This window comes from Streptomyces sp. NPDC097617, assembly GCF_044761485.1.
Classification (GTDB): domain Bacteria; phylum Actinomycetota; class Actinomycetes; order Streptomycetales; family Streptomycetaceae; genus Streptomyces.
On sequence record NZ_JBIWCL010000049.1, the window covers coordinates 1 to 21,202 of the forward strand.

General features: G+C 67.6%; 21 protein-coding genes and 1 pseudogene. 16 read left to right on the forward strand and 6 right to left on the reverse strand.

Annotated elements, in window-relative coordinates; all coding sequences use genetic code 11:
* Window positions 1–49: 49 nt before the first annotated feature.
* Entirely contained in the window at window positions 50–553 is a 504-nt protein-coding gene (locus ACIQZO_RS39475) for a TniQ family protein (protein ID WP_403636110.1), read from the reverse strand.
* A gap of 22 nt (window positions 554–575) precedes the next feature.
* Between ACIQZO_RS39475 and tpg the strand changes: the two genes are divergently transcribed.
* From tpg to ACIQZO_RS39495, 4 genes are all read left to right on the forward strand, one after another.
* Entirely contained in the window at window positions 576–1,172 is a 597-nt protein-coding gene (gene tpg / locus ACIQZO_RS39480; RefSeq protein ID WP_403636111.1) for a telomere-protecting terminal protein Tpg, read from the forward strand.
* 888 nt (window positions 1,173–2,060) lie between these two features.
* Window positions 2,061–3,359 (forward strand): ABC-three component system protein, encoded by a 1,299-nt coding sequence (locus ACIQZO_RS39485; protein WP_403636113.1) that lies wholly within the window; start codon window positions 2,061–2,063, stop codon window positions 3,357–3,359.
* A 3-nt stretch (window positions 3,360–3,362) separates the two neighbouring features.
* Window positions 3,363–3,848, forward strand: coding sequence for a three component ABC system middle component (locus ACIQZO_RS39490; protein WP_403636114.1), 486 nt, complete (start codon window positions 3,363–3,365; stop codon window positions 3,846–3,848).
* A 43-nt stretch (window positions 3,849–3,891) separates the two neighbouring features.
* The gene (locus ACIQZO_RS39495; RefSeq protein ID WP_403636116.1) at window positions 3,892–5,844 is read left to right on the forward strand and encodes a DUF3732 domain-containing protein; all 1,953 of its coding nucleotides are present in this window, start codon (window positions 3,892–3,894) and stop codon (window positions 5,842–5,844) included.
* A gap of 17 nt (window positions 5,845–5,861) precedes the next feature.
* On the opposite strand, the gene ACIQZO_RS39500 is transcribed toward ACIQZO_RS39495, so the two are convergent.
* Window positions 5,862–6,035: a hypothetical protein gene (locus ACIQZO_RS39500; RefSeq protein WP_403636118.1), complete on the reverse strand. Its 174-nt coding sequence runs from the start codon at window positions 6,033–6,035 to the stop codon at window positions 5,862–5,864.
* 307 nt (window positions 6,036–6,342) lie between these two features.
* Between ACIQZO_RS39500 and ACIQZO_RS39505 the strand changes: the two genes are divergently transcribed.
* The 7 genes from ACIQZO_RS39505 (at window position 6,343) to ACIQZO_RS39535 (ending at window position 14,008) form a co-directional block, all read left to right on the forward strand.
* Window positions 6,343–6,939, forward strand: coding sequence for a helix-turn-helix domain-containing protein (locus ACIQZO_RS39505; protein WP_403636119.1), 597 nt, complete (start codon window positions 6,343–6,345; stop codon window positions 6,937–6,939).
* Window positions 6,939–9,065 carry a hypothetical protein gene (locus tag ACIQZO_RS39510; protein WP_403636120.1) on the forward strand — a complete coding sequence of 709 codons (2,127 nt, stop codon included), beginning with the start codon at window positions 6,939–6,941 and terminating at the stop codon, window positions 9,063–9,065. The genes ACIQZO_RS39505 and ACIQZO_RS39510 overlap by 1 nt, the downstream gene beginning before the upstream one ends.
* Window positions 9,065–9,775 carry a helix-turn-helix domain containing protein gene (locus tag ACIQZO_RS39515; protein WP_403636122.1) on the forward strand — a complete coding sequence of 237 codons (711 nt, stop codon included), beginning with the start codon at window positions 9,065–9,067 and terminating at the stop codon, window positions 9,773–9,775. Before ACIQZO_RS39510 ends, ACIQZO_RS39515 begins: the two co-directional genes overlap by 1 nt.
* A gap of 1,251 nt (window positions 9,776–11,026) precedes the next feature.
* Window positions 11,027–11,218, forward strand: coding sequence for a hypothetical protein (locus ACIQZO_RS39520; protein WP_403636124.1), 192 nt, complete (start codon window positions 11,027–11,029; stop codon window positions 11,216–11,218).
* A 380-nt stretch (window positions 11,219–11,598) separates the two neighbouring features.
* A complete protein-coding gene (locus ACIQZO_RS39525; protein ID WP_403636126.1) occupies window positions 11,599–12,468 on the forward strand; it encodes a helix-turn-helix domain-containing protein in 870 nt (289 codons plus the stop codon).
* Entirely contained in the window at window positions 12,465–12,995 is a 531-nt protein-coding gene (locus ACIQZO_RS39530; RefSeq protein WP_403636128.1) for a sigma factor-like helix-turn-helix DNA-binding protein, read from the forward strand. Before ACIQZO_RS39525 ends, ACIQZO_RS39530 begins: the two co-directional genes overlap by 4 nt.
* Before the next feature lie 203 nt (window positions 12,996–13,198).
* Window positions 13,199–14,008, forward strand: coding sequence for an SAM-dependent methyltransferase (locus tag ACIQZO_RS39535; protein ID WP_403636129.1), 810 nt, complete (start codon window positions 13,199–13,201; stop codon window positions 14,006–14,008).
* A gap of 134 nt (window positions 14,009–14,142) precedes the next feature.
* Here ACIQZO_RS39535 and ACIQZO_RS39540 read toward each other — a convergent pair whose 3' ends face one another.
* Together ACIQZO_RS39540 and ACIQZO_RS39545 are read right to left on the reverse strand one after the other, a co-directional pair.
* On the reverse strand, window positions 14,143–15,039 hold the full coding sequence (locus ACIQZO_RS39540; protein ID WP_403636131.1) for a helix-turn-helix domain-containing protein: 897 nt from the start codon (window positions 15,037–15,039) through the stop codon (window positions 14,143–14,145).
* An 86-nt stretch (window positions 15,040–15,125) separates the two neighbouring features.
* Window positions 15,126–15,362, reverse strand: coding sequence for a DUF397 domain-containing protein (locus ACIQZO_RS39545; RefSeq protein WP_403636133.1), 237 nt, complete (start codon window positions 15,360–15,362; stop codon window positions 15,126–15,128).
* A 266-nt stretch (window positions 15,363–15,628) separates the two neighbouring features.
* Here ACIQZO_RS39545 and ACIQZO_RS39550 point away from each other — a divergent pair, with 266 nt between their 5' ends.
* Complete coding sequence (locus ACIQZO_RS39550; RefSeq protein ID WP_403636135.1) at window positions 15,629–16,111, forward strand: ATP-binding protein; 483 nt, start codon at window positions 15,629–15,631, stop codon at window positions 16,109–16,111.
* A 166-nt stretch (window positions 16,112–16,277) separates the two neighbouring features.
* On the opposite strand, the gene ACIQZO_RS39555 is transcribed toward ACIQZO_RS39550, so the two are convergent.
* Complete coding sequence (locus ACIQZO_RS39555; RefSeq protein ID WP_403636136.1) at window positions 16,278–17,276, reverse strand: hypothetical protein; 999 nt, start codon at window positions 17,274–17,276, stop codon at window positions 16,278–16,280.
* Between the two features lie 175 nt (window positions 17,277–17,451).
* On the opposite strand from ACIQZO_RS39555, the gene ACIQZO_RS39560 reads away from it, so the two are divergent.
* The 4 genes from ACIQZO_RS39560 to ACIQZO_RS39575 all read left to right on the forward strand — a co-directional run bounded on the left by ACIQZO_RS39560 (window position 17,452) and on the right by ACIQZO_RS39575 (window position 20,841).
* Window positions 17,452–17,715 (forward strand): helix-turn-helix transcriptional regulator, encoded by a 264-nt coding sequence (locus tag ACIQZO_RS39560; RefSeq protein WP_403636137.1) that lies wholly within the window; start codon window positions 17,452–17,454, stop codon window positions 17,713–17,715.
* 233 nt (window positions 17,716–17,948) lie between these two features.
* The gene (locus tag ACIQZO_RS39565; RefSeq protein ID WP_403636139.1) at window positions 17,949–19,415 is read left to right on the forward strand and encodes a UvrD-helicase domain-containing protein; all 1,467 of its coding nucleotides are present in this window, start codon (window positions 17,949–17,951) and stop codon (window positions 19,413–19,415) included.
* A 206-nt stretch (window positions 19,416–19,621) separates the two neighbouring features.
* Window positions 19,622–19,927, forward strand: coding sequence for a transposase (locus tag ACIQZO_RS39570; protein WP_403636141.1), 306 nt, complete (start codon window positions 19,622–19,624; stop codon window positions 19,925–19,927).
* Window positions 19,928–19,956: 29 nt separating this feature from the next.
* Window positions 19,957–20,841 carry an IS3 family transposase gene (locus ACIQZO_RS39575; protein ID WP_403636143.1) on the forward strand — a complete coding sequence of 295 codons (885 nt, stop codon included), beginning with the start codon at window positions 19,957–19,959 and terminating at the stop codon, window positions 20,839–20,841.
* A 17-nt stretch (window positions 20,842–20,858) separates the two neighbouring features.
* On the opposite strand, the pseudogene ACIQZO_RS39580 reads toward ACIQZO_RS39575, so the two are convergent.
* A pseudogene (locus tag ACIQZO_RS39580) lies at window positions 20,859–21,202 on the reverse strand (ISAs1 family transposase); the annotation flags it as partial.

Sequence of the window (21,202 nt, forward strand, 5' to 3'; positions counted from 1 at the left end):
GAGCAGCAAGAGTTCACCCGCAATCACCAGGCCCGCTACCGCGACACGCTCATGCCGGCGGCTTGATCGCCAGAACCCTCAATAGATCTACACCCTTCTGAGAACGCCCCCCGGTCCCCATCCACCGGCCATGCCGCACACAGACAGCCCACTGCTCACCGTGCGCTCGCCACACCGGACGCCCGCTCAGCCCCGCCACACACAACGAGCATGCCTGCACCGGAAGCTCACCCTCCGGCCACGCCTCCACACGCACCTGATGACGCGCCCGCACACCGATACGGCCCTGCGCCCACGACGGCAACGCACGCTCCAGATCCACCACCGAGCGCCCACATGCCACAGCCAGAAGCTGCTGAGCCACCGGCCCTAAGCGAACCTCCTGGACCTCAGGATCCGCCTGCGTCAGTGTCCGCGGCCCCCCGATCCGCCACACCAACGCCTCCCACGTGATCCCGTTGCGTTCTGCCAGGCGCCACATAAACGACGCAACGCTCTCACCACGGACCAACTCCACCCGCCGGGGCAACGGCCCCGCAACCTCTTCCAGCACCTTTGCTCCCTTTCAGCAAGACATGACGAAGGGCACCATGCCACCCCTCCGGCTCCACGCAGAGACCGTCCAGGAGGCACTCGACAGAGCCGACTCCCGCCACTGGACACGAAACCCGCCCCACTCGGCGCAAGCCAGACTGAACTACCTCCAGCGCCACCACGGCGGCGACCGAGCCGCGGTCGCAGCCCACCTCGGCGCCACCCCACAACGGCTCGAAGCCTTCATCTCCTCACCAAAGCAGACAGACAGCGACCCCTTACGAGACGCGATAGAGCGTGAAGTCATACGGCTGTGGCAGCCGCGCATCCGCCGGCAAGCCCACCACACCATCCTGGACAACGGCGGGTACGTGATGGTCAGTTTCCGGGCATGGCTTGGCTTCACCGCAGCGGGCGGCTCAAGCGACGACCCGCGACTACGGACGCTCAGCCTTGGCCTCGACGCACCCCACCCCGCGTGTCTCTTCGAAGCCCGCCATCGCAACGCGCCAGAACGACAGCTCCTGCAAGTCCTCAGCGCCGCACTCGGCGCCTGCTACTTCCACCGCAACCGGCCACAAGCAACGGACGAAAGCGTCACCATCGACAGAGTCGACTACCTGGAGTTCTACTACTGACTTTCCACCGCCGCCGCCTTCCCGAAGGCGACACGGCCCACTCCCGCGTTCGCGATGGGCACAATGGTCCTGACGGAGGCTGCCTCCAGCTCCCCGCCGTGGGCATGATCCGGCGGCGCCAGCGGTGGACTGTCAGTTCGTGCTGCTGCCTGCACGGGCGGGGATCGATGAACCGACCTCCCTCTCGGTCTCTTTCTGCCACCACAGCTCGCTGGGGTCCCCATCGGCTCTCCGGCACAGAAATGGGCTACTGCCCCCGTGCCCCTGCGGGGTCGGCGGCGGCCCCTTCGCACGTGGGCGCCGCATCCGTCACCGCGTCCGAACTCAGCCACGCCCACCTGCATCGCGATGCTGCCGCCATCTTCTTGCGACCCCGACCTGCTGGTCCGGCACACCGCAGTCAAGAAACTCCCAAACCCCTTGACGGAGGACCGCCGCACTCGAAGCGGCCCCGGCATCCCCCCGCACAGCAAAGGACCTGCCTCGCGTGTGGCTCCACTACCCCCGTGCAGGGCAAGACGTGCCCCCGAGAGCACCCCAGAATCCACGCCCAGGCTTCGACTGAGGGTCGCACGATCCCGCGGCACGCCGAAGGCCGTCAGTCGGTACTCCCCAGCAGGCAGGGAGCGTTGCATGACTCCTGGCCGCGGGCCGAGGCAAGGGCGACTCCCTGTTGGGCAGCAACGTCCTCATGGCAGGCGGCGAATCAGTCTGACCCCATGCACCGAGAACGGTAAATGGTAAAATGCGGCACGCGGCGGAAACCCCCGGGGGAAGCTCCATTCGGCCGCGACCGGCACGGCCCGTCCGGCCGGGGTGGGGCCAACGAGCGATGCGCCACGAGATCCCTCACGATCCCCAGGCCCCGCAACCGACCGGCCCGACGGCGTGGAAGACATCCTCGACCTTGTAGTGGGGAACGTGGCGCAAGCAGGTTCGCATTCGGCCGCAGGCCAAATGACCGGGTACCTCTATCAGTGTGAACTGGCCCTCCTGGAGCTGGCCGACCGCAGCTACATGGAGCCCGAAGCCCAACTGCGCATGGAAGTCCTGGACGACATCGAGTTCCTTCACGGACCAGGCGTGACCCCAGTCGAGCTGCTGCAGTCCAAGCATCGCCGGGATGCCGGCCTGCTGAGCGAAACCGGCAAGGACTTCTGGCGCTCCGTGGCCTCGTGGATCGACGCACTCAAGGAGCTCGGCGACCCCGGTCCCGAGAGAATGCCGCTGCTGCGCCTGGTCACCACCCAGACTGCTTCACCCGGGAGCTTCCTCTACCTGCTGCGCGAGGGGACAGAGCGCAACGTTGCCCAGGCGCTGACCCGCATGGAGAAGGTCGCGAAAGCCGACGGCCCCGCCAACACGACAACAGACCGAAAGTACTTCCTCACGCTTTCGCCAGCCCACCGCTACCAGCTGCTCGACGCCACCGTCATCTGCGACGGAGCTCCGGTGATGTCAGACCTCGACTCTAGGCTGGCCAGGACAATGGGGATCCGCAGCGGCCAGCACCGTGACCAGATCCTCGACCAGATCAAGGGGTGGTGGTACCGGGTGTCCGTCGAACTGCTGGACCGCAAGAGCAACACCCTTCCTGTGCGTGCGTCGGTCACAGGGCAGGAACTCCTCTGCCGCCTCGAGGAAATCACCGCGCAGTACGCAATGAAGAACCTTCCCATCACCGAGGCCCTTCGTGATCTCACCGACGCTGAAGTCGCCGCCTACGAGGACCGGCTGGTCGTCCAGCAGATGCGTTGGATCGGCCTGAACAGGCGCATGACAGCCACCTACCTGCGCGACTTCCACCGAGCCTTCGCTCAGCGGTCGGAATGGATCCGCACCTTTCAGATCACAGAAGAGAAACTCGGCGAGTACGAACACCTGTTGTGGGACGAATGGGACCACGTCTTCAACTTCCACGCAGACCCCGACGACGACTGCCCCGAGGCCGAAGCGCAGGCCATCGGCAAGCAGGTACTCAAAGAGACCATGGACAAGGTCGCAGACAAGCCGGCCCGCCCCGGCAGCATCACCGAGAGCTGGATCGGCCGCGGCACGATGCACAGCCTCGCCGACCGCGCGGCAACCTCCAACAAACCAGTGGGATGGCACCCCCGCTATGACAGCCACTGCAAGAACCACCCCGCGCTGTCCACGCCCGACCTCACAGACCAGCAGGGGCAGTAACCCATGACCACCACCCCTCGCGCACCCGAAGCACAGGCCCTGTTCAACCACCCTTTCGGCGCCTACCTCCTCGCCTGCGCAGTCCACGCCGCCGCCAAGACCGGCCCCCGCCGCCCCATGCCCTGGCCCAGCGCCTTTCTCGTACTCCCGTTCATCCTGCCTCAGGACATCCGAGACGACCTGCCGATCAAGGCCAGCCGCCCCCTGGCAGCATGGCTCGCCGATCACCCCCGCCACCGTGCTCAGTTCCCCGCACGAGCCGCCAGCCTGGCCGAATACACACGCGCCAGCCTTCGCACCGCACTGCGCCACCGCGCCCTCACCGTGACCGAGGGCGGCCGTCTCTCCTGCCCTCGGCCGCCCCGCCCGGTCACAGCCGATGTCGGCCCGGAGGTAGTCGACTGCGCCCGCCGCGCCGCCCTGGTCGGCCGATGGCTTTCCGTGATTGAGCCCGCAACCGCCTACACCCATCTCGGTGTACGGCCCTGACTTCGCCCTTCCTCCACGACTACAAAGGAGTCCCAGACCCGCCATGCAGCTCCTCGCCCTGGCCCTCTACCACCGAGACGGCCGACCTGACCCCAGGGTCATCCGTTTCCGCCCCGGGGCGCTGAACATCCTCACCGGCGAGTCCGAGACCGGAAAGTCGGAAGTCCTCGACATCGTCGACTACTGCCTGGGGCGAAAGCAGCCTAACCTCCCGGATGAACCTATCGACCAGACCGTCGGCTGGTACGCCCTGCTGGTCTCAGTCGACTCAGGCCGCATGCTCCTGGCCAGGCCCCGCCCCAGCGGAGCCTCCACCACCCAGGCGATGATCCGGACCGGAGACGACACTCTCGACATCCCCCCGGCCCAGGAGCTGCACCACAATACGAACATCGCAGCGATCCGCGCGGAACTCAGCGCCCGTCTGGGTATCGAGGACTTCCGATTCCAGCCGCCCACCGGCGCTGCCCGCTATCCCTTCGATGTCTCCATCGCCCAGGCCGCCCTGCTCTGTTTCCAGAAACAGAACGAAATCGCAAACCAGAACGCGCTGTTCCATCGGCAGACCGAAGGCGGAATCGCCCAGACCATCAAGGACACCCTGCCCTACTTCCTCGGTGCGGCAGGACCGGAACAAGCCCTACGACGCCACCAACTCGGCGAAGCCCTGCGTGCCCAGCGCGCGGCCGAACGCAAACTCGACGACGCGGCCAGCCGCCGCGCCGGCGCTGACGCACGGACCTCCGGTCTGCTGCGCCTGGCCGAGAACGAAGGACTCCTCACCGGCGTCCCGGCAGTCGCAGACCCCCATCAGACCCAAACCCTCCTGTCCCAGGCCTTGGAGGTCAGCCCCGCCCTGACCAGCACCCTGGAACTCACCGACCGCCGCCACGACCTCACGCAGGAACGTCGCACCCTGCGAGAGCAGTGGCAGCAACTAACGGAAGCACTGGCCCTCGTGGACCGCTGGCGGGCCGAGGGCCAGGCCTTCACCGGCGAACTCCACCTCCAGCTCGACCGATTGCAAACCCTTAACCTTCTGGGCCCAATGTCCGACGGCCAGGACACGCACACCTGCCCCATGTGCCGCAGCCGCCTGGAAACCCCAGACCAGTCATCCGCTGACATCCACCAGCTCACACAGCACCTGGCCGACGAACTGAGCGATGCCGAAACTCTCCAGCCCGTACGCGCGGAACACCGCCGACGCCTCGAAGCCGCCCGAGACGCCGTCGCCGAGAGCCTGCGCATCAACGGAGCTCAGCTCAAAGAACTTAACGCCAGCGACGACCGCATGCGCGACCTCCAAGACCAACACCTTCGCATCGCCCATGTCCAAGGACGCATCGCCCAGGAACTGGCATCCGCTACAGACAAGACCACCGATGACCTACGCACACTGCGCAACAACCTCGACCTCGCCCAGGAACGCGCCGAGACCCTCCAAAGCCTTGTAGACGAAGACGACGTCAGCGCCGAAACAGAACGACGCCTCACCGACATCGCCACCCACATGACCACTTGGGCACGTCGTCTCGGCCTCGGCCAGGCCGCCGCAGCCGACGAAGTGCGCATCAGCCTCTCCCAGCTCAACGTCGTACTGCGACGCTCTACCGGTCGGCTCTCACTCACCCGCATCGGCAGCGCCAAGAACTGGATCGGCTACCACTTGGTCGCCCACCTCGCCCTGCACACCTACTTCATCGAGCACGACCGCCCCGTTCCACGGTTCCTGATGCTTGACCAGCCCACCCAGGCCTTCTTCCCCGAGAAGATCCACGACGCCACCACCGTCGAAGACGCCGACTGGGAAGCCGTCACCAGCTACTTCCGACTCCTCAACGATGTCAGCCAGGCGAGCGACGGAGGACTGCAGATCATCGTGTGTGACCACGCAAATCTGCCCGAACCCTGGTTTCAGGAGGCACTCGTAGAGAACTGGCGCCCTCGCGATGGCCGGCGCAATGCGTTGATTCCTGTGGACTGGCTCGAGTAAGCCCTGCCCGGGTGTCTTCAGCGCTCAAGATCGCAGCGAGAAAGTGCCATCTGCCCGGCGGGAGGAGACAGCCCGATCAGGCTCTGGGTGCCGCGTTGGCTGCACGCCGTGATCAGCAATTGGCTGTCCGGGCTCAGGCAGGCTCTGGCAACGGCCTTCACCTGGTGGAAGTGTCGTTCCACGGCGGCCATCAGGGGCATCAGCGCTGCGGACGGAGACGACGGTTTTCTGGGGACCCTTGCGGCGTACCAGGGCGGACCGGTCCACCCTGGTCCCTTCCCGCACTTGTGGCTCTCGTTCTCGGCTCGGTCGCGGATGGCAAGCAGCGCCGAGGAGCTCGGCGGGGCTGGCTGTGCGTTGTGGCAGGGTCAACAGTCCGACCAACGCCGCTAATGTGCGAGTGGACTCTGATATTAGAGTTGGGTTGCATCGACTGGGCAGTCTCGCTATTGTCTGGCATCCGATTCCGTGTCACGGGAGTTGAAGGGTGGCGAGGGGATGCTGCTGACCACTGGGCAGGCAGCGGAGGAGCTGGGGTGCGCGACCACTACCTTCCGTCGCCTTGTTCAGGCTGACGTACTGCCTGGCCTGTCCCGTCGAGGCAACCGCGTGATGGTCCCGCTGGAAGTGGTCCAGGCCCTGCGTGACAGGCAGCCGGCACCGCTCGAGCGGCTGGCGGTCCGCGAGATCGCAGTGCTCCGTGCCGACGTGGCCAAGCCTGCACCGGAAGACGATGACCGGGCCTGGATCGGATATGCGGCACACCTGAGCGTCGACGACCTGCTGAAATCCCTCCGGGGCTGGTGGCGCTGCGATGCTGCGAGCGTCGCAGCCGGGGGAGTGCTGCCAGTGACTCTGTCCGGATATGTGGTCGCGGTCCTCTCCGGACTGGACACCTGGGAAAAAGAAGGCGGACGCCACGCCTTCCCTGACGCTGTGCTGGCGGGCCACGTCACCGACCTGGCCTGCCCCACCACCCACCTGCACGCCACAGACGCACAGACTCGAGAAGTCGCTGGCCTGCTGCTTGGCACCCGCCTGATCTCCCATTCAGGCGGCGCGATCGCCTACACCCGTACTTCCGAGGGACTGTGATGGACGCCAAGACCTACACCGCTGCTCTCGGAGAGCTGCGTGTGCTGCGTGATGACATCAAGAAGGCGCAAGCCGCGCTGGCCCGCTTCGAAGCCGAACGCGACAAGAAGATCACCGCGCTCGCCGAGTACCAGAAGGCGAAGGCCGAGCGCATCGCCCCGGCCGCGGGGCTGAGTCTGGCCGAGGTCGTCGCCCTGGCTCCGGCGCTGGCCCCGGCCACCCTCGCCGCCGAACCCGCGCACACCGCGCCGGAGCAGCCTGCCCCGGTGACCGTGCCCGCGCAGGCTCCGGAGGCGACCGAGGAGGATGAATCTCCCGGCGCCCTCGCCCCCGCGCTGACACCCCGGATCGCCACCGCCCCCCAGCAGCACCCGACCTTCGAACCAGAGCAGACACCGGCCCCCACCCCCGTACCTGCTCCGGCCATCACGGAACGCGAGCGCGCCCTGCCTTCGATCCCCGAAGGCCCCGAGGGCGACTGCTGGTTCACCCACACCCCGAACCTCGCCTCCACACACCCCAACTTCACCCAGCAGGCCCGCTCCACCGTTTTCCTCGACGCCGCCACCGGCACCCTGGTCCACCGCGACCGCGCCCTGCAACTCGCCCTTGGCCACGGCTCGGTGGGGGAGATCCTCACCGCCGTCTTCCATGCCGTACCCGAAGGCGTCGAGCGGATCTACATCACGGGCGGTGAGCCCTGGCACCGCGACGCCGACCGTCACCCGTACCTCAAGGACGCTGTGGCCGCCTGGCTGAACGCTCCCGCCCCAGGCTGGCGTACCGACACCGGCCGCGGCAAGGACCGGCTGGCCGGGCACTTCGTTCACCCCCGCAATCCCGTCGGCCGCTACCAGCGTGACAGCAGCGAACAGCACGTCGAGATCCGCTCCGCGGGGGAGTGGTTCGATACCACCGAGGCCACGCCCGCCATCGTCCGCGACGCGTTCGTGCTGCTGTGGACCACCCTGCGCGCCCACTGGCCCGATGCCGTCATCATGGGATCCCCCTCCCAGACCGGCCGCGACCTGTGGACCCGCACCATCCCCGAACGCGGCCAGTACGCCGACGGCTACCCCGTCCTCTCCGAAGAGCTCCGCGGCCTCCTCCACGCCACCGCCGGGCAGGGCCGCACCGAACTCATCACCCCGCCCCGGGTCCCCGAACAGCTGCCCGCCCTGGTCGAGTACGACCGCACCTTCGCCTACGCCAAACACACCTGGAAGTCCGGCGTCGGCACCCCCCGCCGCATCACCGCGACAACCTTCGCCACCTGGTCCGAGAAGGACCAGACCAAAGCCCTCTTCGGCTGCGGACACTGGCACGTCCGCGTCACCGTACCCACCGGCTGGAACCACGTCGGGATCCTGCCCGCACCCGCCCCCGGCGACCGCGCATGGCACTACCCCTCCACCCCCGGCACCACGTTCACCACCTGGGCCGGCGGCCCGGAGATTTACACCGCCCTCGCCAACCCCATCCAGCCGTGGAAGATCGAAATCCTCGACGGACTCCTCTTCGACGACGGCAAACCCCTCGACGACTGGTCGAAGAAACTCAAAGAAGCCTGGTCCCGCCTCACCGCACAAGCCCAGCTGCACGGCGACCCGGCCCAGCGAACCGCCGCCCACCTCGCCTCCCGCGCCGTACGCGCCATCCTTCTCTACGGCATCGGATCCTTCGCCCAACGCCCCCGCATGGTCACCGGAAGCACCCCCCGCACCATGGAACGCGACGTCCCCCAGGACGCTGAGATCATTGCCTTCGACGACCAGCTCATCACCTGGCAACGCCCCACCGGCTTCACCCGCGACCCCTACGCCCACCCCGAATGGGCTGCCGGCATCTGGTCCGGAGCCCGAGCCGCCCTGCTCTCCCAGCGCATGCGCGCCGACAACACCTTCGTCGGCGCCCTCCACACTCCGCCCGGCAGCGTCATCGCCTTCCGCACCGACGCCGTCTACCTCACCACCGCCCAGGACTGGCCTTACCACGGCCAGCCCGGCGACTACCTCCACAAGGGACACCTCATCGGCCCCGTCCCGGCGCCCACCACCGAAGACGAACTCCTGAACCTGCGCGACGCGGGACGCGCCACCCTTACACAGAAGCTCGAGCAGACCTGATGCCGCCCCGCCGCCGCCCCGCCCCGGCACCACAGCGCAACGAAGCCGCCCGCCTCGCCGACCAGCTCCAGGCCGCGGGGCTGACCAAACGCGACATCGCCCGCATCCTCAACCGCGACCCCTCTCTCGTCTCCCAGTTCTACACACGCGGCAAAGGAGCAGCCTTCGTCCCCGCCCTGACCCACGCCCTGGACGCCGTCCAAAGCGGCATCAGCGACCTTGCCGCCCTCGCCGCCCTCGCGGCCCCCCACGTAACCCGCCGCACCACCGCCTCAGGCACCCGCGCCCGCGTCCGCAGCAAAGCAGTCCTGGTCACCCCCAGCGGCAGCGGCACCGGCCGAGTCAGTGCCCAGGCCATCGCTTCCGGCTCCGCCCGGCTGCGTCCCCTCATCGCTGAAGCCGCGCAGCGCGGACTTCGACTGGCCTTCACCGTCCGCCTCCACAAGGCCGGCTACGTGCACGCCTCCGGCAGCCGCATCGACTCGCCCGGCATCCGCCGCGACACCATCCAGCGCCCCGACCAGAGCGAGGAACGCTCCTACGGTTCCTCCACCACCGGCGGATTCAGCGCCGAAGACTTCGCCCGCCGCGTGGACGCCACAGCCGGCGACGTCACCGCAGCCGTCCACCAGTGGCTTGTTGAGACAGGCCGGATCCACTCGCACGCCCAGATCACCCACCTTGAGATCCGCACCTGGCGTCCCCGCTGACGAAGCGCGCCTTCCCTCATGCACTCCCGCCTGGCGGGACCGTGAAGAGCGGGCAGCGGCCGGCTGGCACCTCCGATGCGTGACCGGGTGGCTCTGCCCCAGCGAGCCCGCTTTCGGTCTGCCACTCCCCGTCGCGGTCGGTGTCAGCCTCGGCCACCAGCGAAGCGCGAGGGGTGGTTGTTGCCGCGGGCCGTGTACGGCCGCTCGGTCTGGCACCGGCACCGCTGGCCAGGCTTGCGAAGCACCGGTCGGCGCATCGGGATCCGCGACGAACGGGGTGACCTCGACGGCCTGTCTGCAAGGAGATCGAAGGCGTCACCTTCGTCCGTGGTTCCGTCCTCATCCCCGCTCCACGTCACACGCGCATCCCCAGGCCAGGGCAGCAGGACCGTGCCAGGCGCCCTGCACCGGACAGTTGTGCCGTCCTGCCCGCCCGGGCCCCGGAGCCACAGCGAGCTGACTGCGGCGCCCCCGTACGCACGCGGGCGTCGATCTCCTTCCGGCAGCTGACTCGAGGAGCTTGGTCCCTGGATCGCCAGCCTGGGCACTCGGCACTGGGGAGCCCGCGGGGAGGGGCTGCCGGAAACGCCCGTCTCAGGATGAACTACATCGATCAATAGGGGAGTTGGCGTCCTGCGGTACGTGTCGGGCGGTGGTGGCGACGTGTGACGCCATGACTGATCAGTCATGTTCACCGGCAGCGGCGACAGTTGCTGGGGTCGAGCGAGCCGATTCTCTGGGGAGCCGAATTGCGCCAGCGCGGCACGCCGTGCCGCGCCGCTCTTTCCGTGCAGGTAGAAGTGCTGCGCTCGTGCAATTGCGAGACACTCCGTGCCGAAAGAGATCTTCGTCACTTCGGCCGCCGACAGGCTTTCAGGGGGATGCAATTGCACGAGTTCTGAATTTGCCGAAGAGCGTTCCGACCGTAAGCAGCGTTGATCGGATCTGTTCGTTTCCGAAGCCTTCATCGACCGTCTTCCGGGAGCCCCTGCGAATTTGTCTTCCCTGGGGGCCGAAATCCTGCGGATTCCGAGGATCAATGGCAGGGCGGGGCCTTCGGGGGAGTAGCGTTCCGTGATGCGAGTGGGGCCCCGGACGGGCTAGGAACCAACACAGGGCCCCCTCGTACTGCTTGACCAAGCCGACCCACACCTCACGAAGGAAGCACAGACCATGTGGCTTGACCGCATTCCCGCCGCAGCCCGTTTCCAGGCCGCGGTAGGTCCCGACGCTAACATTCCTCACTCCGCAGTGGGTGAAACCCGAACCGTCCGTGCCTGGGATGTCACCGTCGAGGTCGGCGCTTTCATCGCCATCGTCATCGTTCCGCTGATCATGATCACCGGAGCCTGGCAGGCTCCGGCAGCGGTGGGATTCTGCGGCATGGTCTTCATGGCCGTACGCCGCTCCCACTTCCGTTACCAGCGGATTCGTCTCAGCTGACCGTGCCCTGGTCCGGTTCCGGCCCCCGAGGGGACCGGAACCGGACCAGGCGTCCAGCCTGTCCGGCCGTCACGCCTCAGAGGATCCGATTCCTCCTTGCCGACGGCGGACAGGTCGGCGGCGGCGGAGAGAAAACGAATCGATCAGGAATGGCGGGAGTACCAGTGACAAGCGACGAAGAACCGCACGACGCGCTGTGCCGGCAGTGCGGCGCGGAACTTGAGCAGAAGAGCGGCCGCGGCCGCAGGAAGACATACTGCAGCCGGCTCTGCCGCAGCAGGGCGCAGCGCCAACGCACCGGACGAATCCCCCAACAGACAGACGCGGCCCTCCGCGGAGCGAGCCCGATTGCCCGCTCCATCGCCGAGGAGCTCGTGAACATGGCGTTAGACCTGCTGGACGCCGAGTACGAAGGGATCCCCCTGCAAGAACTGATGGCCAAAGCCTCGGCGATCGCGAAAGAGACCGAGCACTACACGAGCGCGGCCGTCTACGACGCCCGCCTGGCCGGTGCCAGCTGGCAGGAAGTCGCACGTGCGGCCGTCGTCGGAGAGACCACTGCACGCTACCGCTGGAACGAGGCCCAGGTCCTGCGGCGCATGACGGCCCGTTCCAGGGAACGTAATGCCGTGCGCCGCCAGGTACAGCCCGCGCAGGCCCCGGCTCGGGACTCGGTAGGAGAGCCCCTGGCAGTCAGCCGCGCCTCCCGCCAACTCGCGGGCGCGCTCTCCTACCTCTACAAGGAGAGCGGGCTCAGCATCCGCGAGGTCGCCGACAACATCGAACGATCTCCCTCCTACGTCTCCCGCATTCTGTCGGTGGCCCGGACACCGTCCTGGCCCGTGGTCTGCAAGCTGGCTGAACTTTTCGGCGGCGACCCGGCGAACCTGCGGGTGCTGTGGGAGAACACCCAAGGCCTCGCCGCTCAGCCGCAAGACCTGGTCGGGACGACCGTCCGCCTCAACGGTGCCCTGCGCGGCCTGCACCTGTCGGCAGGCTGCCCTCCCGTGAAGGACATCCACCATGAAACACACGGAGACCTAGGCGTCGAGGACATCGCCGACATCCTGGCCGGAGGGCAGATCCCCACCTGGGAGAAGACCGGGATCTTCATCTCCGCGGTCGGCGGCTGCCCCGCGGACTTCAAGCCCCTATGGGAGGCGGTCTACCACGCATTCCTCACCGCCTGCGACCCCGAACCCGCCCCCCAGCATCACGGCCTCGGCAACCTTGAAGAGGAAACGCGATGACCAGCTCACGCCACAGCGCACCACCTGCTCCCATCGCGGTCCCCGCAGCGGGGATCCCCATCCGAGACACCCCGCTGACCGTCACCCTCCCCGCCGACTACACCGCCTTCTGCGTACGCAACCAGCAGGCGTACATCACCTACGCCCGCGCCCGTTCACTGGACGCCCAGCTGGCCCGCCGCATCGTGGAGTCGGTGCTCAGCGCACTGGTCATCATCTGGCCCACCGTGATCGCCAGCGACCGCCCGGCCTCCGTGGCGTGGCGCATGCTCAGCACCCAGGTCGCCGCCGCCACCCGCCAGGCGCGACGCCAGCGAAAGGCCCGGGTCCGCGACACGATGCACCTGACCCTTCCCCACGAACAGGCCGACGTCCTGCTGCTGCGCTACCGGCTCAACCTGAGCTGGGCCGAGACCGCCGAACTGATGGGCCTGGAGGAGTCCGAGGTGGCCTTCCAGCTCGCCCGGGGCATCAGCCAGCTCACCGACGCCGACACCGCAAGGGGCGGCACCTCGGTGTTCACGTGAGCCCGGCGCACGAGGGCGCACGCCATATGCCAAAGACACATGGATTTCTTCAATCCGCCCCCGCCGGAAACAGATTGATCCGCTGACCTGCTGCGCATCGCACGCCCGTCGTGGGATGCTTTCTCATCACGGTCGGCGAACGGGATACGCGGGTGAAGCACTTAATGGGCCTGAGGCAAAGACCGTTGTCAAAGACCGTCGAAATGCCTCCGGCCCGCCCGCCCCGTGGAGCGGACGCATCCGTGGCCAGCACAGCACGCATGTACGATTTCTTCCTGGACGGGAAGGACCACTACCCGGCCGACCTGAGAGCCTGTCACCGGCTAATGGATATCGCCCCCCAGTTCCAGGCGCTCGCACGTGCGCAGCGCCGCTTCCAGCTGAGGGCCGTACGCGAGCTGATCCGCACCCACAAGGTCACACAGTTCATCGACTTCGGATGCGGCATGCCCACCCGGCAGAACACCCACGAGGTCGCGCGGCGTTCCCATGACGCGAGCACGGTCCTCTACGTGGACCGTGACCCGATGGTCGTGGCGCACGGCCAGGCCCTGCTGGAAGAAGAAGGACGCAGCGCCGTTGTATACGGTGACCTGCGCGAGACCCGAAACGTCCTGGCCCATCCCGATACCGTCGACCTCATCGACTTTACGAAGCCCGTGGCCGTTCTGCTCGTCTCGGTGCTGCACTGCCTCCCCGACGAGGACGAACCGCACCGTCTGGTCGCCGGGCTGATGCGTCAGCTGCCGGCCGGTAGCTACCTCATCGCCAGCCAACTGGTCAGCGAAGACACGCTGACGCGCGAACGCGTCAGCCGCCTCATGAACGAAGTCACCGGAGACCACTGGGGCCGGGTCCGTACTTCGCCGGAGGCCGCAGCATTCTTCAAGGACATGGACATCATCGGACCCCCACCGGGCTCCGTGACCGCATGGCAGCCCGAGTCCGAACTCGACCGGATGGTTCCGGGCCTCCTCCGCGAGTTCGGGGCAGTCGCCCGCAAGCGCGAATAGACCTGGCCGAGGAGGCAATCGCCGGCACCGTGCCACAAGACGAGGCGTTTCGCGGCGCGCGTCGGCGCTGCCAGGCCGTGTCCGGAACGATCAACCGCTCTGCCCTGCGGCTGGATCAGCAGGCGCACCTGGACCTAGCCGAGGTCACGCGCGACCCGGCGCAGCTCCTTGCGGGTCTCTGCCGGGCTGAGCGCCATCACCGCCAGGTCGTCGAGCATCAGCCGGTACCGGCCCGTCTCCTCGGGTTTGTCGAGGTAGATGGCTCCGGTGGGATGCTCCAGATAGACGACGTCGGGCAGGCCGAACTCCTCGAACCGCAGGAGCGTCACAGGGGAGCCGATCGCCACGCAGTCCGGGCGTAGGACCTGAATCTTGATGTTCGGCAGCCGCGACATCGTGATGAGATGCTGGATCTGGCCCAGCATCACCTCACGCCCGCCCACTGGGCGCTGCAGCACCGGCCAGTCGAGCACCGCCCACAGCATCGGGGCTTCAGCCCGCCTCAGGAGTTCCTGCCGGCGCAGCCGCATCTCCACCTTCGCCCGGACTTCCTCCGCTGTGGCCTGGAACCCGCCCTCGGCCACCGCGTACGCATACTCCGGGGTCTGCAGAAGTCCGGGAACCAACTGCACCTCGAACGTACGGATGAGTTTCGACCCCTCCTGAAGGCCCACGAACTTGTCGAACCACTTCGGGATGACCGCGGAGCCGTAGCGCTCCCACCATCCCGGCTCCTTGGCCCGCCGAGCCAGCTCGCAGACCGTCTCCAGCTCATGCTGCGCCCCGTACATGCGCAGCATGGTGTCGATGTCGTGCTCACGGAGCGGGGACTCACCCCGCTCGAGACGGCTGATCTTCGCTTCGGAGCAGCCCAGCTCCTTACTCGCATCCCGCGGTGAAATCCCAGCTGCCTCGCGTAGTGCCCTCAGCCGATAGCCGAGCACCATCGTCAACACCGTCGGGGTGAAGCCGGGAAGCGCGAGGTAGCGTTCAAGCGGCGGGCGGCCAAGCGGATCTGGAGCTGCGGACACTGGGTCTCCTGCATGGTGACGAGTACGAAAATTGTCCCATGCAGGAGCCAGCGCAACATAAGAACGCCGTTATTTCCCCTGAGCTGTTACGCGATCAGGGAGTCGAACTCGCCTTCCCGTGCTCCATCAAGGAAGGCAACGATCTCCGAGCGCGTGTAGACCAGGGCAGGTCCCTGAGGGTCGCGTGAGTTTCGCATCGCGACTCCGCCGTTCCCAAGCGCTGCCAACTCTACGCAGTTACCCGTCGGTCCACTGTGCCGACTCTTCACCCAGGTCACACTTTCGAGTGAATCTGCCGGAATTCCATTGCTGTAGCTCGCCATGACGCCCTGCCCCTTCGGTGTTGGTGCGGTCCCGCTGCAATGCCTGGCGGTCATCGCGGTGGGTGATAGATCTGACATCCCTCTTTCGTGCATGCAATTTCCGATGCAATTGCATGGGCGGTGGAGTGGGCTGGATACTAGCCGCACCAGGCAGCCGATGGCTCTGAACAACCGTGCACCGACTGGGGAGATGGGCAGTGCGTACACCAGCAGCGATTACGCAGTGCGACCGGATGAGTGGCCGAACCGCACCGGACCTGGCCGGAATGATCCCACTCGAAATCGGTAATCTGGCCGTGTCGGGCGCCCCGGACTGGGGACTCGCGCTGGGCCTCAGTACTGCCGGTTTCGCGGCCCGCAGCTTCACCGACTCCGATCGGACCTGCTGCCGCATCCGCGGCTTCGTCGAGGCTGTGCTGGGCGAATGGGGCATCGGCCCCGGCCCCGGCCGTGACGCAGCGCTGACCGTTGCGTGGGAGCTCGTGGGCAACACGATCCGGCACGTGCTCCGGGACGGCCGCCAGGACGGCGGCGCTTGGCTCGGCCTCGTCCGCAAGGACAGTGCTGTCCTGGTCGCCATCTCCGACCCGGACCCCCGCCCTCCTCGCCCGTCCCGCCCCGACACCATGGACGAGAGCGGACGCGGACTCCTGCTTGTTTCCGTACTGAGCACAGCATGGGGATGGAGTCTTTCCCCGGCCGGCGGCAAAACGGTATGGGCCCGGGTGCCGACCCAGAAGAAGATCTGACCCTTCGGGAAACCCGGTGGCCGCCCTGCGAAGAAGGGGTGGTGCACCGCGGCCGGCAGCCTCTGCGTCACGTCTGCCTCCGGGCTACCGCACAGCGGGCTGGTAGGCCGGCCGCATAGAGCTGACATGCGTGACTGAGAGACGAACGCAGGGCGCCACCACCACTTCAAAAGCATCCGCGCCGGCCGTACTGCCACCGCACCTCTCCCGTCGCCGGGTCCGACGCCCACGCGGACAGCGCGCCGACGTCGACGAGGCACCCCGCTGCGGCCATGAGGCCGGCTTCGGACACGGCGCAGATGCGGGCAAGGTCTGCCAGGTCGGCACGGCCGCAGGTACTCCCGGTAGAAAGGTGCACGGCCAGTGCCACGGCAGTCAGCCGCACCGCGCCCGGCTGCGCGTGCATCAAGCGGGAGTACGCCCGGTGCAGGACGAGATCGGCTGCCTGTGAGCGGGCGGGGCGCCCCGGGGCTTGGGTGAGGACGGTTGCATCCAGTAGTTGTGCCTGACGGCCTCCCGAAGGCATCGGGGTGTGGTGCAGCCAGCGTGCCTGTTTCAGTTCCTGCCACGCTTCGGCTGCCTGGTCGGCCGTCAGCATGCTGCGAAGGAGGCCGCCGGGCAGCCGCACCAGCCCGAGCCGGTTCGCCCGCAGGGCGCACTGCAGTGCGAGCAGTCGAGCTTGCGGGCCGGCGGACGGAGGGAGGGTGGCCGCGAGGTAGGAGAGCATGTCGCGGGCCCGCTCCCTTGGGCCGAGGCCTGCGGGGGCTGAAGAGGGCTGTTGTCTGCTCCGCGCGGGCAGGCTGTCGGCTTGCGGCTCGGGAACGACAGCCGCGTCACGGGTGGCTGCGGCGCAATGGGTGCAGGCGTCGGCCAGCCGCCACAGCCGCCCTCCGTGCTCGCGGGCCAGGACCAGGACGACCGGCCCGCTGCAGCCGCGGTGCCGGGGGTGCCAGCGGCAGCCCCGCGCGTGGCACTGGCAGGTCCGCAGATGTAGCGGCAGCGCATCGAGTCGGGCGTGGCCGGCCAGGTGAGCGAGTGCGGCCGAGCGGGCTGTAGCGCCGTGAGTGTGCACCGCTGTCGGGCCGCACTGGGGGCAGGTGAGCTGCGGGCGCAGTTCCACGGTCCACATGCGCTGCACCGCCAGGTCGGGCGTCCAGAGCCTCATCGGCCGGCCTTCCTCATCGACCGCCCGGCCTCAGCCGCGGACGGACCGCCCCGGGGTCGGGACGACTGCCGCACGGTAGTGCAGACCTCTGCCCTGTGCGAGTCGGCCGCCACCTGCGGAAATAGGGCAGAGGTCTGCACTGACAGGGCAGGGTTCTGCACCGTCCGATAAGAGGGTGACGATCTTGCCGCCCGAACCGAACCTCGACGCGCTCCGCATGAAGCTCGCGCGCCTGCGAGGCGAGCGCGGCTGGACCTACGACGAACTGGCCAGCCGTACCGGCCTGTCCCGACGCACCCTCATCGAGATCGAGCAGGGCCGCACCACCGGCTCCCTGCCCACCTGGCACGCGCTCGGCCATGCCTTCAACGTGCCCCTTGCCGATCTCTTCGAAGCGCTCTGCGACGGCCACACGCCACCCGGCAGCGAGACCCCGTAGGCGCCGAATTCGTCCGTCCGCAGATCACCCGAACCAGTTCGGCAGCCTGAACGAGTGCTCGATGCCCGAAAGTGCACCCGTGCCAATTGAGCCGGCCAGGGGACAACATCGGTGTGGACACAGCCTTCACCGCGTGTCGGCTGGAACGTTCACGCCATGCACCCCACCCACACCCGCTCCCACCTCCCGGATACCGGCTCGCTCCCGCCCCGCCCGCGCCGCGGAGCAACTACATGCTGACGCCCACCGACGAGCAGGCCCATGCCGCCGACCGCTTCCACGCAGGCGACCACATGGCACTTCAGGCGGGAGCAGGCACAGGGAAGACCACCACCCTGGCTCTGCTTGCCGCGCGCACCCAACGCCGCGGCCGCTACCTGGCCTTCAACAAAGCCATCGCCGTCGATGCCGCCACCCGATTCCCCGCCAACGTCACCTGCAGAACAGCCCACTCTCTCGCCTACGCCGCAGTCGGCCACCGCTACCAGACCCGTCTGGGCGGCCCACGCCAGCCCAGCTGGAAGGCAGGCACAGCCCTCGGCATCACCAAGCCCGTCCGAGTCGGAGACAGCGACGTCTCCGCCCGAGTCCTCTCCCACATCGTCCTGAAGACCATTTCCAGGTTCTGCCACTCGGCCGACACCGCCATTTCCGGCCGTCACATCCCCCGCATCCGCGGCCTGGAAAGACGCAGCGAGTTCGAGCAGCTTGCCGACGCTGTAATGCCGTTCGCACTCAAAGCCTGGACGGATCTCCAGAACCCCGAACAGGGCAGCATCCGCTTCGAACACGACCACTACCTGAAGGTCTGGGCCCTGACCGAACCCAGGATCGAAGCCGACTTCCTGCTCCTCGATGAAGCACAGGACACCAACCCCGTCGTCGAGCAAGTCTTCAACGCCCAACGCGGGCACGCCCAGCTCGTCATGGTCGGAGACTCAGCCCAGGCCATCTACGGCTGGCGCGGCGCCACCGACGTCATGACCCGCTTCGACGGCACCCCCCTCGCCCTGACCCAGTCCTTCCGCTTCGGCCCGCACCTCGCCCGCGAAGCCAACCGATGGCTCGCCCTCGCCGGAGCACCCATCCGACTCCAGGGCACCGAGACCATCCCCACCCGGCTCGACACCGTCGAGACCCCCGACGCCGTCCTGTGCCGTACCAACATCGGCGCTATGACCCAGGTCCTCGCCCACCTCCAGGCCGGTAGCCGCGTCGCCCTCACCGGCGGAGGGGATAGCCTGCGCAGCCTCGCGCTCGCCGCCCGAGACCTCAAGAACGGCCGTCCCACCAGCCATCCCGAACTCCTCCTCTTCTCCTCCTGGGGCGAACTTCAGGACTACGCCGCCTACGACCCGGCCGGCGCCGACCTTCAACCCTTCGTCGACCTGATCGACACCCATACCCCCGACGCCCTCCTCGTCGCGGTCAGCCAACTCGTCGACGAACAACACGCAAAGGTCACCGTGTCCACAGCCCACAAGGCCAAAGGCCGTGAATGGCCAACGGTCCAGATCGGCAACGACTTCAAGCCCCCCAAGGACGCCGAAGAATCCGACGCCCAAGGCCGCCCCGTACCCGGCCCCATCGACGATGCAGAGGCGCGCTTGGCCTACGTTGCGGTGACTCGGGCCAGGAGCTGCCTCGACCTCGGCGGCCTGGCCTGGATCCATGACCACCCCGGCGGCAACCCTGTGTGACACGGTTTCGGTCCTCGCGGATCCAAGACGACGTGCAGTCGCCCTTCATTCCCGAAGCAGGGTGGCCGAGCGGGGACTGCCGCGCGTTGGACGAGCTTGCCCCCGGGCACCATCGGTAGTCCCCGCACCACGTAGGTGAAGTTCCCCCTGCTGCCCGGACAGCCTGATACTGGGACGGACAGTCCCGGAGGAAGCAGTCCCAGGTAGTGAGCAAGAAGAGCAATACGAGCAAGCGGTACACGCCCGAGTTCAAGCGCGACGCGGTGGCTCTGGTGCACTCGTCGGGCAAGACCGTCACCGAGGTCGCCCGGGACATCGGCGTCAGCGCCGAGGGGCTGCGGAACTGGGTCAACCAGGACAAGACCGACCGTGGCCAGGGGCCGGCGGGAGCGTTGACCACGGCCGAGCGCGAGGAACTGGTGCGACTGCGCCGCAAGGTCCGCGAGATGGAACAGACGATCGAGGTGCTGGGAAAAGCGACCGCCTTCTTCGCGAACCACAAGACGAAGTAGACGCAGCATCGCGCTACGCGTTCGTCGACGTGGAGAAGGCCGGCCCCGACCGCCCGGACGGTTACAGCGTCTCGCTGCTGTGCCGGGCCCTGAAGATCTCCCGCTCCGGCTACTACGGCTACCTCGCTGCCCGTCCGGCCGCTGCCGCCACAGCGCGCGAGGAGGACGAGCTAGTGGCCGAGATCCGGCAGATCCACGACGAGTCCCGCCGCGCCTACGGCTCCCCGAGGATCACCGCGGCCCTGCGCCGCCGGGGACGCCGGATCAACCGGAAGAGGGTCGAGCGGCTGATGCGCGAGCACGACATCCGCGGGATCACCCGCCGCAAGCGGCGCAGCCTCACCAAGGCAGACCGCAAGGCGGCACCCTCCCCGGACCTGGTGGGACGCGACTTCACCGCGGCCGAGCCGGGAACGAAGCTGGTCTCGGACATCACCTACCTGCCGACGCTGGCCGGCTGGTGGTATCTGGCGACCGTCATCGACCTGGCCACTCGCGAGGTGGTCGGGTACGCGATGGCCGATCACCACCGCGCCGAGCTCGTCGTCGACGCGCTGAAGATGGCCGTCGGCCGCGGCGCCCTGAAGCCGGGCTGCATTGCGCACTCGGACCGGGGCTCGGAATACACGTCAGGTGAATACCGCACGCTGCTAAGGGAGTTGAACCTGAGGCAGAGCATGGGCAGAACGGGCTCGTGTTACGATAACGCCGCGGCCGAGAGCTTTTTCGGATTGCTGAAAGCGGAGATCGGGACCACCGTCTGGGAATCCCACCAAACCGCCCGTGCCGACGTCTTCCGCTTCATCGAGGTCGAATACAACCGCACCCGCCTGCGCAAGCACCCGGTGTACGGCTACGTCACCCCGCTCGAAACCAGAGCCCTGACGACCCAGGGCTGTTGCAAAGTCTTTTGATCTTGGATCGTTGCCGGTCAGGCGAGGCCGAGGAGATCGAGCGGTCGTCGGAAACAGTCGTAGGACATCTCGCGGAGGCTGGCTGCGATGTTCGTGTGGCCCGCTGCTCGCAGTTGGTTGATCGCGAAACTGCGGAGGGTCGCCATGTTGTCCGGCCCGTGTCCGGTGCGGATCTTGGAGGCGTCCTCGGCGAAGGTGGTGTCGCGCACGAAGTGCAGCCGGTTCTCGATCACCCACTGTGACCGGGCCAGATGCCCGATCCGCTGCGGGGATGCCTGCCGGGCACTGAGGTCAGTGAGCGCGTAGACGGTCTGGCGGCTGACTTTCCCGGATTTCAGGTCGGTGCGGTGGCGCAGGATGC